The organism is Amycolatopsis sp. NPDC114484, assembly GCF_055633755.1.
The window spans coordinates 123,557-136,639 of the sequence record NZ_JBVKDQ010000008.1; the positions used below are offsets into that span (position 1 = coordinate 123,557).

A 13,083-nucleotide genomic window follows, 5' to 3' on the forward strand; every position below is an offset into this window, starting at 1 on the left:
CGCGCCAGCCCGGCCGCGCCCAGCCCGCCGCCTCCGCCGCAGGTCGCCGATGGTCCGCCAGCTCCCGCCCAGTAACCTGGTCTCCGCTATGGACAAACGAACCGGTCTCCCCATCGTCGGCATGGTGGGCGGCGGGCAGCTCGCCCGCATGACGCAGCAGGCGGCGATTTCCCTCGGCCAGTCGCTGAAGGTGCTCGCGGCCGACGAGGGCGATGCGGCGGCCCTCGTGGCCAGCGACGTCGTCATCGGCCACCACGCCGACCTCGACGCGCTGATCGATTTCGCCCGGCAGGTCGACGTGGTCACCTTCGACCACGAGCACGTGCCCGGCGAGCACCTGCTCACCCTCGCCACCGAGGGCTTCGTCGTCCGCCCCGCGCCCACCGCGCTCGGGTTCGCGCAGAACAAGCTCGTGATGCGCGAGATGATGGCCGGCCTCGGCGTGCCCGGCCCTGCCTTCGCCGAAGTGTCCACTGTGGACGATGTGGTGAAGTTCGGCGGCGAGCACGGCTGGCCGGTGGTGCTGAAGGCGTCGCGCGGCGGGTACGACGGCCGGGGGGTCTGGATGCTCGACACCGCGCAGCAGGCCCGCGAGACCATTCCCGAACTCCTCGAAGCCGGCACGGAGCTGCTGGTCGAGGAGAAGGTCGTGATGAAGCGCGAGCTGTCCGCACTGGTCGCGCGCTCCCCGTTCGGCCAGGGCGCGGCGTACCCGGTGGTCGAGACCGTGCAGACGAACGGCATCAACACCGAGGTCCTCGCCCCGGCACCGGGGCTGGCCGAGTCGCGGGTGCACGAGGCGCAGGAGCTGGCACTGCGCATCGCGTCGACGCTCGACGTCACCGGGCTGCTCGCGGTCGAGCTGTTCGAGACCGAGACCGGCCTGCTCGTCAACGAGCTGGCGATGCGCCCGCACAACTCCGGGCACTGGACCATGGACGGCTCGCGCACCTCGCAGTTCGAGCAGCACCTGCGCGGCGTCCTGGACTACCCGCTCGGCCGCACCGACCTGATCGCGCCCGCGTGCGTGATGGCGAACGTGCTCGGCGCGGACGTCTCGCCGCAGATGAGCCCGGACGAGCGCGTGCACCACCTGTTCGCGCGGTTCCCCGAGGTGAAGATCCACCTCTACGGCAAGCAGGACCGGCCCGGCCGCAAGCTCGGGCACGTCAACTTCGTCGGGGACCGCATGGACGACCTGCGCAACCGCGCGCTGCTGTCCGCGCACTGGCTGTCCCACGCCGTCTGGCTCGACGGCTACGAGATCCACTGAAGGGGAACACAATGGCGCCGCAGGTGGGCGTGATCATGGGCAGCGACTCCGACTGGCCGGTGATGGAGGCCGCGGGACAAGCGCTGGACGAGTTCGGCGTCGAGTACGAGGTCGGTGTCTACTCGGCACACCGCACCCCGCAGCGGATGCTGGACTACGCGAAGTCCGCTGCCGACCGGGGCATCCGCACGATCATCGCGGGCGCGGGCGGCGCCGCGCACCTGCCGGGCATGGTCGCGTCGGCGACGGTGCTGCCGGTGATCGGCGTGCCGGTTCCGCTGAAGTACCTGGACGGCATGGACTCGCTGCTGTCGATCGTGCAGATGCCCGCCGGCATCCCGGTCGCGACCGTGTCCGTCGGCGGGGCGCGCAACGCCGGTCTCCTCGCGGTGCGCATTCTCGCCGCCGCCGACCTGCAGTTGCAGGCGAAACTGACGCAGTTCCAGGAGGACCTGGAGCAGCTGGTGCTCGACAAAGACGCCAAACTCCGCGAAAAGGCAGGCAAGTAGCCAGTGCGCGCGGATGCCAGTCCGCAACCGGCATCCGCACGCACCGCTAGCTCAAGCCGGATCGGGCAGCTGCTTCCGCAGTTCGCGCTTCAGCACCTTGCCCGCCGCCGACACCGGGATCTCTTCCACAAAATGCAGCTCCCGCAAGCGCTTGTACGGCAGCACCTTCTCGTTCACCGCCGCCATCAGCTGCTCGGCGTCCACTGAGGAATCCGGCCGCCGCACCACGAACGCCACCGGCAGTTCGCCGACCTCCGGACTGGGCCGGCCGACCACCGCCGCCGACAGCACGCCCGGCGAGGCGCTCAGCAGCTCCTCCAGTTCGCGCGGAAAGACGTTGTACCCCTTGTACAGCAGCATGTCTTTCTTGCGGTCCACAATGGACAGATAGCCGTCCTCGTCGAGAACGCCGATGTCACCGGTATGCAGCCATCCGTCGACCAGCGCGGCGGCGGTCTCTTCCGGGCGGTTCCGGTACCCGCGCATCACCTGCGGCCCGCGCAAGCACACCTCGCCCTCTTCCCCAGGCGGCAGGGGATCCTCGCGGCCGTCCGCGACGAGCTTGACCTCCGTGTCGAAAATCGGCCCGCCGACCGACCCGACCTTGCGCACGCCGGACCGGTAACTCGGCGAGATCACCGCGCCCATCGTCACCTCGGTGAGCCCGTACCCCTCGGCGATCACCACGTCAGGGAACCGCTCGTGCAGCGCGCGGATCATCTCGTGGCTCATCGGTGCGGCACCGGAGCCGATGTTGCGCACCGACGACAGGTCGGCAGTGTGGAACGCAGGAGTCACGAGCAACGCCGCGAACAGCGCGGGCGCGCCGCCGATAGTCGTGACCTGCAGCCGCTCAGCGTCCGCGACATACGCGGCCGGATCGAACCGGGCGTGCAGCACGGTCGTCCCGCCGCCCATCAGCGGACCGTTGAGTCCCGCGATCACGCCCATCGCGTGGAACCACGGCGTCAAGTTGATCGCAGTGCCGGTGCCGAGCCGCGTCGGCCACTCGTCCTGGCTGCCGATCTGGTCGAGCGTCAGGTCGCCGTTCGCGTCGAGTGCCGGTACCGAACCGGTCGACCAGCAGGTGTGCTGCAGCGTGTTCGTGACGACGTTGCGATGCGTGAGTTCGACGCCTTTGGACCGCCCGGTCGTGCCACCCGTGTAGGCGAGATGCGCGAGGTCGTTGTCCACATCGATCGCCACGTCAGGCCTGGTCGCAGGCTGGCCAGCGAAGAATTCGCGGAACTCCACGCTCCCCTCGCCGAGCTCGCCGGCCGGTGAGACAACGATCGTGAGCCGCGCCGGAATCCGGTCCGCGACCGCCGTGAGCGTGCCCGCCACCGGCCCGAATGTCACCACGGCGGCAGCCCCGCAGTCGGTCAGCTGAAAGGCGAGATCATCCGGCGGAAGCAGCGGATTCGTCGGACTGAACGTCGCCCCTGCCAACAGGATGCCGTGGTAGGCGATCGGATATGCGAGACAGTTCGGCAGATGCACGGCGACCACGTCGCCTCGACCGATGCCGCGGGCGAGCAACGCCTGCGCGAACTGGCAGGAGGCCTGCCAGGTCTGAGCGAACGTGAGCTGGTCGTCGCCCATCGCGAACGCGACACGGTCGCCGTAGCGCGTCGCGGCGCCAGCGAGCACCGAACCGATCGGCACCTGGGGGTAGTCAAGGGAAGCGGGCAATCCGGGCGGCGGGGTCGACGCAGTGGCAGGCATCGCTTGACCATACGAACGGTGAGGCCGAGGACACAAGCAGCGAGCTCCGGCGTTCGGTGTGAACGCGGGCTAACATCGGGGGACTTTCTCCCGTTTCGCTGCAGAAGAGGTGACTGAAGGTGGCCGAGGGCCTGTATCAGCTGGCCGAAGAGCACGAGGAACTGCGCGCCGCGGTCCGGGCTCTAGCCGAAAAGGAGATCGCCCCGTACGCGGCGGAGGTCGACGAACAGGAGCGCTACCCGGACGAGGCCAACCAAGCGCTCGTCAAGGCAGGCTTCAACGCCGTCCACATCGGCGAGGAGTACGACGGCCAGGGCGCTGACGCCATCGGCGCCTGCATCGTGATCGAGGAAGTCGCCCGCGTCGACGCGTCCGCATCGCTCATCCCGGCGGTCAACAAGCTGGGCACGCAGCCAATCATCCTGTCCGGCTCGGAAACCCTGAAGAAGCTCGTCCTCCCGTCCATCGCCTCGGGCGAAGCGTCGGCGTCCTACGCCCTGTCCGAGCGCGAGGCTGGCTCGGACACCGCGTCAATGCGCACCCGCGCCCGCCTCGACGGCGACCACTGGGTCCTCAACGGCACCAAATGCTGGATCACCAACGCCGGCGAGTCGTCGTGGTACACGGTAATGGCCGTAACCGACCCGAACGCGGAAAAGAAGGCCAACGGCATTTCCGCATTCGTCGTGCATAAGGATGACCCAGGCTTCTCGGTAGGCCCGAAGGAAAAGAAGCTGGGCATCAAGGGCTCCCCGACCCGCGAGATCTACTTCGAGAACTGCACCATCCCCGAAGACCGCATCATCGGCGAACCGGGCACCGGCCTGAAAACCGCACTGCGCACCCTGGACCACACCCGCCCCACGATCGGCGCGCAAGCCCTGGGAATCGCCCAGGGAGCCCTGGACGCGGCCGTCGCGTACGTCAAGGAACGCAAACAGTTCGGCAAGGCAATCGCGGAATTCCAGGGAATCCAGTTCATGCTGGCCGACATGGGAACGAAAATCGAAGCCGCCCGTCACCTGGTGTACGCCTCCGCGGCGTCCTCCGAGCGCGGCGACGAGCGAGCCAGCTTCACCGCATCGGCAGCGAAGGCCTACGCGTCTGACGTAGCAATGTCGGTAACCACGGACGCAGTCCAGCTGTTCGGCGGCGCAGGCTACACGCGTGACTTCCCAGTCGAGCGGATGATGCGCGACGCGAAGATTACGCAGATTTATGAAGGCACGAACCAGATTCAAAAGGTAGTCATGGCGCGGGCCCTGCTGAAAGGCTGAGCCGCCGACGATCCCCTGAAGAGCCCCACTACCCGGATCGGGTGGTGGGGCTCCTTTTTGCCCCCGAACCTGCCGCCTCGAGATGCGCGACTGGCTACAGTTGCGACTGGAGACCGATTCGCAGGGGGAGACTGCCGAATGAAGGTGCGGTTCGCAAGCTTGACCGCTGTTGCAGTGGCCGGAGCCATGTCCATAGCGGGGTGTTCGAGCGGCTCTACGCCAAGCCCGCCTTCGAAGTCGGCTAGCGATCGGATGCCGTCGTCAGCGACGGGGAAAGCCCTGCCATATGCAGGCGCACCGCACGTTGAGAAACCGCTTCCGGAATCTGTGCTGTCCGAGCATCCGTGCGACGGCGCGCTCACTGCGGCGCAAATCAAGGAGATTTTCAGGATGCAGCCGCGGGGAGTGCATGCCGACATTCCTGCGCTGGGTGCCGAGTGCAAGTGGCTCAACGAGGACACTGGTGCTCTGGTCCAGGTGCTCTACGCCACGAAGGCTGACGGTCTTAGTGCTGTCTACGCCAATACTCAACCCTTGGCGAAAGTCTGGCGTCCGCTTCCTTCTGTTCAAGGTCTCCCGGCTGTAGCTCATGCCACTTCCACTGACTCGCGGAAACACGATAACTGCCAGGTAAGTGTCGGCATTACGGATAAGTACACCGTCGATGTATCGGTTGGTCTAGGGCAAACGAGGGTGGGGACACAGGATCCATGCGATGCCGCGGCAACGGTGGCGGACATGGTCATCGCTAATCTGAAGCACAGGGCGGGCGCGTGACCCACGCTCGACCTGGTGCTCAGTGGGGTGAGTTTGCCGGTTTCCGCCACCCCGCTGTGAGCAGTTGGTTACAGTGACAGCCGGAGGGGCCTCAGGGCTGGTTTGCCTGGTCAAGAGGCGGTGCGCGATGCAGGGGAGGGGCGGGCATGGCTGAGAACGACCCAGGAAAAGCGATAGAAACGACCGGCTGGCTGACCGGGCTGCCGATCACCGTCGTGGGGGCGGCGATGAACGTGGCCAAAGGGGTGTCGGACGCCGCTGCGGTGGCATCTGCCACGAAGGCCGGGGCAGGGTTCACGCTAAGTCCCGATGAGGCGCGTTCGCTGCTTGAGCGAGCGAAGCGACTCCGGGAAAACGCGATGAAGATGCAGCCGGATGCGCAAGCGCTGACGAAACTCACCCCGCCGTCGCAGGATCCTGGAAGTGCTGGGTTCAATCAGCAGGCAGTCAACACCTTCGCAGCTGGCAGAGACTCGCTTGACGCTATGTATCAGTACATGACGGAGCTGATTGGACGCTTGGAGAAGGCGTTGGGCATTGTCAGCGAATCGGACGGTCATGCGGCAGCGGATGTGAAGGCTGTCGGCAACGGCGATCAGGGCAAGGGGTTACTCGGATGAGGATGCGGTTCTCGGTCTCGGTTGTCAGCGTCGCGGCGGCTGCGCTGCTGGCGGGCTGCTCTGGCGGTTCGACGCCAAGTCCGACTGCTGGTGCTACAGGTACTCCGGCGTCGTCCTCGCCAGTGGGAAAGACCTTGCCGTACGCGGGTGCCCCGAAGGTGGAACACCCGTTGCCGGAGTCGGTGTTGTCGGTGCATCCGTGTGATGGCGCGCTCACTTCGGAGCAGGTGAAATATCTTCTCGGGAAGCCGATGCAGGGCGAACACGCGGACAACCCAGCAATTGGCACGGAGTGTCACTGGCTCAACAGTGACGCTGGCTCATTGGTCACGGTGATCTACTCGACGAAGATCGCTGACGGGCTGAGCGCGTCCTATGCGAACACGAAGCCGCAGGCGACAGTGTGGCGGCCGCTTTCCCCTATCCAGGGCCTTCCAGCCGTAGCCGCTTCAGTTTACAAACAGCAAGCGACGGTCAAGGCGTTTTGTCAGGTGATCGTTGGTATCAGTGACCAGACAACAATTGATGCGTCAGTCACGCTTGGCGATTCAAAGGCTGGCAAACAAGACCCGTGTGATGCTGCGACGACCGTGGCCGACATGGTTGTCACCAACCTGAAGCAGAAGGCGGGTGCGTGACCGATGGGGTTCTTCGACTTCATCGGGGAGGGCGCCAAGTGGATCGGCGACCGCATCAGTGACGCGGATGACTGGGTCAACGATCGGCTCAAGGACGCGGGCGGTTGGTTTTCCGACTTCTACCACGGAAACCTCGGCGATCAGGCTGTCCCGGCGCCGGCGATTGTGCAGCAGGTTCAGCAAGGTCCGGGGACATCGTCGTGGGACAGTGGCAGTTCCACGGTTCGGAAGATGATCCAGGAACACCACCAGAACAGCGACGACGCGCAGCAGATCACCACCATGCTGGAATCCGTCTGGACCGGCGACGGCGCGGACGCGGCTCGCGCGCGGCTCAGGCCATTGTCCGACGCATCTTCCACCTCCGCGCAGGCTTACGTGGTCAATGGGCAGAAACTGGTCGACACCACGCACGGCTACAACGACATGAAGATCGCGCTGCAGTCGATGCCTCCGACACCCCCGCATAAGAATCTTTGGGACCAGGGGACTCCCTGGGACACCGACACCGAGAAACAGATCAACGAATACAACGCCGCGGCCAATCACAACGTCGAGCGGTATCAGAAGTACGCGGATCAGGCCAAGACCAACGGGCAGGGCCTGAATAGCAATTACGGTCAGGTTTCCGGATTCGACGGGCAGAATCTCAAGATCGACTCCGGTGGCGATCACTCCAAGGGCAAGACCGGATCGCACGAGAGGTCTTATCGCGGGCCTGGCCAGGATTCTGGCGGACCGGGGAGTGGGCCGGGAGCCAGTGGCGGGCTTGGGAACTCGCCGGGGAGCGGGCCGGGAACGCAGCCTGGGACCAGCGGGCCGGGGAGCGGGCCTGGTGGAGGGGCGTTCCACCCGGGGAGCGGTCCCGGGAGTGGTCCGGGCAGCACCGGTGGGGTCACCTCGCCGCCCGGTGGGGTGGTGCCGGGGTATCACCCGGGGAGCAACGACGGGACTTCGACGTCTGGGTGGACGCCGCCGTCGGTTGATCGGGTTGGCGGGTCGAATTGGACACCTCCGACACCGAATCCGACCTCCTGGGGGACTGGGGGCGGCAGTAGCAACAGCAGCGTCGGCGGCTGGGCACCGGGTGGGTTTGGGCCGCTCGGCGGGGGAGGCGACGCCGCGGGGCGCGGCGGAGGGATTGCGGCGCGGCTTGGCGGGGGCGCGGGCGTAGGCACCGGAGCAGGGACCGGGGCCGGAGTAGGTGCGGGTGAGGAGGGTCGCGCGGCAGCAGGCGCGGCGGGCAAGGGTGCGGCCGGGGCCAAGGGATCGCCTGGAATGGGTGGCATGGCTGGCGGCGGAAAAGGCAAGGGCGAGGAAGACAAAGAACACCAGCGCAAGTACGGAATCGACGACGACTCCGCGTTCTCGCTCGTCGACGAGAACGGCGAGCGCGCCCTCGATCCGCGCACTGGGCTGCCTCCGACACCCCCGACGATCGGCGGTTGAGGGGCTCGATGACGATCATCGACAGGCCGCTGCGGATGCCGCGGCCGGTGTTTTTGGCGCTTTGGCACAGCGAAGACCTCGGCAAGGTGCCGGTGGTGGTCGAGGACACCCCGATGTACCTGACCGAGGAAGGCGCCGCCGAAAGGGCGAAGCGGACGCGGGATCTTCTCAACGAGCTTGGCGAAACAGCAGCGGATGCGTTGCGGGGCACGTTAAAGCTGCTCGCCACCGCGCGGCATGAGGTGTACGGGTGGACTGATTTCGGCACCCACCAAGAGGACAACGGCGCGATTCTCGTCGCGGCGACCAGACAAGAAGCCGTTCGGCTGATCACTGACGCGGAGTTCGTCCAGCTCGACCCGGTGTCGCCGGATGAGCTGGCGGCTTGTTTGGTCATGGCGATGCCGGAATGCCCGCCGGCGGCGGTTCGGGCGATGCAGGTCAGCCGGGAGTACTACGACAACGGCGGGGCCGATCCGCTGGCCGAGGAGGGCGGCGAGGCGGACGAGTTGCGGTACCTGATGCGGGCACCGCGCGACGCGGTGCATCAGTTGCATGCGGCGGTCCGGGATGAGCGGGGCGAGCGGCGCTACAGCTCGCCGTTGTCGGTGATCGATCTCAGCGGGCGCGGGCGGGTGCTGAGCTTCCAGAGCACCAGGGGCGGCGAGGCGCGGATCAGCGTCTACCCGGGAAATCGGGCGTCCTTGATCGATGCGGTTAACCGTACGCTCGCCAGCCTGCGATAAAAACTAGTAACCGCGTTTCCCTTTCTCGTGTTCCGCGTTAACCAATGCATCGGGTTCACAGAGAGGTGAAACGGATGGGCGTACGCGCGTTCGGACGAGGCATGGTCCTCCTGGCGGCGACGGTGGTCGCGCTCGGCGGCGGCACCGCGGTGGCATCGGCGACAACCGGGAAAGAACCGACTGGTCCGGTGCAGCCGAACATCATCGCCGCGGCGATCTACTCGGTCGGGCAGCCGACGATCGCGCCGCCGGGGGCCAACGACTGGAACTGCAAACCGTCCGCCGAGCATCCGAACCCGGTGCTGCTGTCCAATGGCACCACCGCCAACGCGTACGAGAACTGGGCGAATCTCTCCCAGAGGCTCGCCAACGCGGGGTACTGCGTGTTCGCGGGCAACTTCGGCGGGTCGCCGGGGGCCTTCCTGCAGACGGTGGGGCCGGTGGCGGGGACCGCCGGGCAGCTCGCGACCTTCGGGGACAAGATCCTGAAGGCGACCGGGGCCTCGAAGCTCGATGTCGTCGGGCATTCGCAAGGCGGGATGAATCCCCGCTACTGGATCAAATACCTCGGCGGCGCTAGCAAGATCGGCAAGCTGATCGGGCTGTCCCCGTCCAATTACGGCACCAACCTGTTCGGCCTGCTCACCGCGATCCAGGCGATCCCGCCCGCGCGCGACCTTGTCGGCGCGGCTTGCGCGGCCTGCAATGAGCAGTCCACCGGCTCCGCGTTCCTCACCGACCTCAACGCGGGCGGCGACACGGTTCCGGGCGTCGACTACACCGTCATCCAGACCAGGTATGACGACGTTGTCACGCCCTACACCAACGCCTTCCTCAAGCCCGCGTCCAACGTGAAAAACCTCGTCCTCCAGGACGTCTGCGGACTCGACTACACCGACCACCTCGGCATCACCTACGACCCGATCGCGCAGCGCGAGGTGCTCAACGCGCTCGACCCGCAGCACGCGAAGAAGCCCAGTTGCGTGTTCGTGCCCCCGGTGATCAGCTGAGATACCCCCGCCTCGGGGTAAAAACGCGAACACTTTCGCCGACTTGGTTGTGCGGGCTCCGGCCGCGATGTCACAGTCGGTGACATGTTCTGGCTGCTCCCCGACACCTGGACGCCGCACGACGAGGCCGAGCTGGTCGCCGGATGGCGGCTCTGGCTCGAGCTGAGCGATCGCGCGTGGCCCACCGCGTCGTGGGACGGCACCCCGTCCGGCGCGGTGGGCCCGTTGCGCGAACTGCTCGACGCGTGCGACGAAATCGAGCGCACGTGCCGGGAAACGGCCGAGCCGTCCGCGGAGTTCACGGACCTCGTTCAACCGCTCGTGCTGTGCGCGAGCGCGGTCATCTGCCTGTGGTGGGACGACCACGCCCCGCTCGACTCCACCCGCGCCAAAGCGCTCCACGAGGACCTGCGCCGCTTCTCGGCCCTCGCGGAGCGCGTCCTCACGCTGTTGTCCGCCCACGGCGGCTGGACGGAACTCGACGCGGCCCGCCGCCACCCGGCTTGAGCCGGTATTCGGCGAAATTGGTGACCAGCGTGCCCTCGCCTTGGGTGAGCGCGGGCAACGCCTGTTCCAGCTCGTGCGCGGAGGCGGCCGGGAGATGACCGTCCACAGTGCACCGGTCACCGGTGAGCACTGGTTCGCCGGGCACTGCGCGAAGTTCGACGAGCTTGCGCAGCACCGCGCTGACCGCGGAAGCCGGTGCTTCGAGTTCGAACGCGTGGACCGGTTCGTACACCCGCGTTCCGGCCCGGCGAAGGGCTTCCCGCAGAACTAGCCGGGTCATGCCGCGGAAATCTCCGGCGGTGCTGACTGGCGGGTAGAACGCGGTATCGGTGAGGGTGACCACGGAGTCGATTACTTCCCGGCCGTGCAGACCTTCGCGCAGGATCTCGTGCACAGTGTCTTCAACGGCTTTGTGAAACGACAGCGGCAGCGAGCCGAGTTCGACTCCCAGCCGGTAGTCGGTGCCGGAACCAGGTGGGCCAGGCTCGACGCGAAGTCCGACTGTGGCCCAGAAGAACACTCGCTCGTCTGGAGCGGGATGGCGTACGCGATGTCCGGTCCCATGCAGACGTTCGACCAGCAGCGGGCGCGATTCCTCGAACTCGGCGGCAATTCCGAACTCTTCGGTGAGCGTCGTCCGGATTACTTCCTTCTGCACTTCGCCATACAAGCGGACGGTGATTTCCTGATCCTGTCGGCGGATGCTGATCAATGGGTCCTGTTCGGACAGTCGGGTCAGCGCGATGTACAGCGCGCTGGTCTGGTCTGGATCGACCGGGTACACCAGCGTTTCCAGGCTCGGCGGAGCGAAAAACCGATTCTGGGATACGTCGACGCTGTCGCCGAGTCGGTCGCCGATCTGGATCTCCGGCAAACCCCAGACGCGTGCTACATCTCCGGCCAGTGCCTCGCCGGACACTGGGGTCGCGCCGTGTTCGAACACCCGTACTGCGGAGGGGCGGCCGACGCTTTCCGTGCCTAAGCGCCGGAACGGCACCGGTCGGCGCGCCGCCAGCGAGCCGGAAAACATTCGCACGTAAGCGATTTTCTCGCCGGAACGGCCGCGTTCGATTTTGAAGACGGTGGCGTCGAGAGGTCCGTCCGCGCGGCGTTCGCGGGACGGCAGCAGTTCGTAAACCCCGGCGATGAGGTCGGAGACGCCAGCTCCGGTGACTGCGGAGCCGAAGAAGACTGGATACGCCGAGGCCGCGGCGACCTGACGTACCAAAGCTTTTCGGTAATCCATTGAGGACGCTGTACCGGACACATAGGACTCAAGGAAGACGTCGTCTCCGGCCAGTGCGTCGGCTAGGCGTTCGTCAAAGGCTAGCGGAGTCGGATGCGCACTAGCGGTGCCGATCCCAGTCACCGTGCTCATCGGCACACATTGCGGGGAAAGCTTGGTACGCAAGGATTCCAGCAACGAGGCTTCGCGAGCACCGGTGCGGTCGATCTTGTTCACGAACACGAGCACCGGAATGCCGAGCCGGACGAGCGTGCGCATCAGCACGCGGGTCTGGGCCTGCACGCCTTCCACCGCGGACACCACGAGTACCGCGCCGTCGAGCACGCCGACGGCGCGTTCGACCTCCGCGATGAAATCCGGGTGGCCGGGGGTGTCCACGAGGCTGAGCCGGTGGCCGGGCGTGCTGACCGCCACGACGGCGGACTTGATGGTGATGCCGCGCCTGCGTTCGAGTTCGAGCGAATCGGTCTGGGTGTCGCCGTCGTCGACCCGGCCGGCGTGGTCGATCACGCCGGTCTCGAACAGCAGACGTTCGGTGAGGCTGGTTTTACCTGCGTCGATGTGCGCCAGGATGCCGATGGTCAGTGCTTTCATGCGTGCGGAGGTCCTCAGGTACGGGAGACAGGCCGAACTGGGGTCGATCGGACTGTCGGCGCATCGGGGCTCCTCGCGGGTCGAAAACACGGCCGCGAGCAGGCGAACACTCGCGGATAGCGGCACGGTAGCGCCGGGCCGGGCGTGGTGTACAGCGAGTTTTCGGTGCCTGTCGGTTTCCTGTCGATCACTGGCTGACACCCCCGCGGCGGTGTTCAGTGCCCTACCGTGGGCCGGGTCAGTTGAATTTTCACCTATCGGGAGCTGTCTCCATGTTGACTCGAGTCAAGGACGTCGCGCTGCTGCTCGGCCGGATCGGCATCGCGGTGGTGTTCTTCGCCCACGGCCTGCAGAAATGGGACAGCGGCGTCGGGGCGACCGCCGACATGTTCGGCCAGATCGGCATCCCGCTGCCGAGCGTCGCCGCGTTCCTCGTGATCGTGCTCGAACTGCTCGGGTCGATCGCGTTCGTCGTGGGCTTCCTGCTGCCGGTGGTCGCCATCGGCTACGCGATCAACATGGCCGGCGCGCTGATCTCGGTCCACGCGGCGCACGGCCTCACCGGCGAGGGCGGCTACGAACTGGTGCTGGTGCTCGGCCTCACCGCGCTGGCGCTGGGCTTCAACGGTGGCCGGCTGTCCCTGGACCACGTGCTGTTCCGGCGTCGCCGCGAGGGTGCGAACGAGCTGCAGACCGCCTGAGAACCGCGGTG

The 13,083-nt window shown here is 66.5% G+C and carries 13 protein-coding genes; 11 read left to right on the forward strand and 2 right to left on the reverse strand.

Going from position 1 to position 13,083, the window contains the following annotated elements; all coding sequences use genetic code 11:
• The first annotated feature begins 88 nt into the window (after positions 1-88).
• Positions 89-1,273: a 5-(carboxyamino)imidazole ribonucleotide synthase gene (locus tag ACZ7SW_RS21205; protein WP_470232143.1), complete on the forward strand. Its 1,185-nt coding sequence runs from the start codon at positions 89-91 to the stop codon at positions 1,271-1,273.
• A gap of 11 nt (positions 1,274-1,284) precedes the next feature.
• The gene (gene purE, locus ACZ7SW_RS21210) at positions 1,285-1,782 is read left to right on the forward strand and encodes a 5-(carboxyamino)imidazole ribonucleotide mutase (RefSeq protein WP_101435814.1); all 498 of its coding nucleotides are present in this window, start codon (positions 1,285-1,287) and stop codon (positions 1,780-1,782) included.
• 51 nt (positions 1,783-1,833) lie between these two features.
• On the opposite strand, the gene ACZ7SW_RS21215 is transcribed toward purE, so the two are convergent.
• Positions 1,834-3,507: a class I adenylate-forming enzyme family protein gene (locus tag ACZ7SW_RS21215; protein ID WP_470232144.1), complete on the reverse strand. Its 1,674-nt coding sequence runs from the start codon at positions 3,505-3,507 to the stop codon at positions 1,834-1,836.
• Positions 3,508-3,626: 119 nt separating this feature from the next.
• On the opposite strand from ACZ7SW_RS21215, the gene ACZ7SW_RS21220 reads away from it, so the two are divergent.
• The 8 genes from ACZ7SW_RS21220 to ACZ7SW_RS21255 all read left to right on the forward strand — a co-directional run bounded on the left by ACZ7SW_RS21220 (position 3,627) and on the right by ACZ7SW_RS21255 (position 10,531).
• Complete coding sequence (locus tag ACZ7SW_RS21220) at positions 3,627-4,784, forward strand: acyl-CoA dehydrogenase family protein (RefSeq protein ID WP_470232145.1); 1,158 nt, start codon at positions 3,627-3,629, stop codon at positions 4,782-4,784.
• Positions 4,785-4,970: 186 nt separating this feature from the next.
• Entirely contained in the window at positions 4,971-5,561 is a 591-nt protein-coding gene (locus tag ACZ7SW_RS21225; RefSeq protein ID WP_470232316.1) for a DUF3558 domain-containing protein, read from the forward strand.
• A 146-nt stretch (positions 5,562-5,707) separates the two neighbouring features.
• A complete protein-coding gene (locus ACZ7SW_RS21230; protein ID WP_470232146.1) occupies positions 5,708-6,181 on the forward strand; it encodes a hypothetical protein in 474 nt (157 codons plus the stop codon).
• Positions 6,178-6,819: a DUF3558 domain-containing protein gene (locus ACZ7SW_RS21235; RefSeq protein ID WP_470232147.1), complete on the forward strand. Its 642-nt coding sequence runs from the start codon at positions 6,178-6,180 to the stop codon at positions 6,817-6,819. Before ACZ7SW_RS21230 ends, ACZ7SW_RS21235 begins: the two co-directional genes overlap by 4 nt.
• 3 nt (positions 6,820-6,822) lie before the next feature.
• Positions 6,823-8,268 (forward strand): hypothetical protein, encoded by a 1,446-nt coding sequence (locus ACZ7SW_RS21240; RefSeq protein WP_470232148.1) that lies wholly within the window; start codon positions 6,823-6,825, stop codon positions 8,266-8,268.
• Positions 8,269-8,276: 8 nt separating this feature from the next.
• Positions 8,277-9,014, forward strand: a complete 738-nt coding sequence (locus tag ACZ7SW_RS21245; RefSeq protein WP_470232149.1) for an ESX secretion-associated protein EspG — start codon at positions 8,277-8,279, stop codon at positions 9,012-9,014.
• A 74-nt stretch (positions 9,015-9,088) separates the two neighbouring features.
• Complete coding sequence (locus ACZ7SW_RS21250; protein ID WP_470232150.1) at positions 9,089-10,024, forward strand: esterase/lipase family protein; 936 nt, start codon at positions 9,089-9,091, stop codon at positions 10,022-10,024.
• Between the two features lie 84 nt (positions 10,025-10,108).
• On the forward strand, positions 10,109-10,531 hold the full coding sequence (locus tag ACZ7SW_RS21255) for a hypothetical protein (RefSeq protein WP_344288753.1): 423 nt from the start codon (positions 10,109-10,111) through the stop codon (positions 10,529-10,531).
• Here ACZ7SW_RS21255 and ACZ7SW_RS21260 read toward each other — a convergent pair.
• The gene (locus ACZ7SW_RS21260) at positions 10,467-12,371 is read right to left on the reverse strand and encodes a GTP-binding protein (protein WP_470232151.1); all 1,905 of its coding nucleotides are present in this window, start codon (positions 12,369-12,371) and stop codon (positions 10,467-10,469) included. The genes ACZ7SW_RS21255 and ACZ7SW_RS21260 overlap by 65 nt on opposite strands.
• A gap of 272 nt (positions 12,372-12,643) precedes the next feature.
• Between ACZ7SW_RS21260 and ACZ7SW_RS21265 the strand changes: the two genes are divergently transcribed.
• A complete protein-coding gene (locus ACZ7SW_RS21265) occupies positions 12,644-13,072 on the forward strand; it encodes a DoxX family protein (RefSeq protein WP_470232152.1) in 429 nt (142 codons plus the stop codon).
• Positions 13,073-13,083 lie beyond the last annotated feature (11 nt).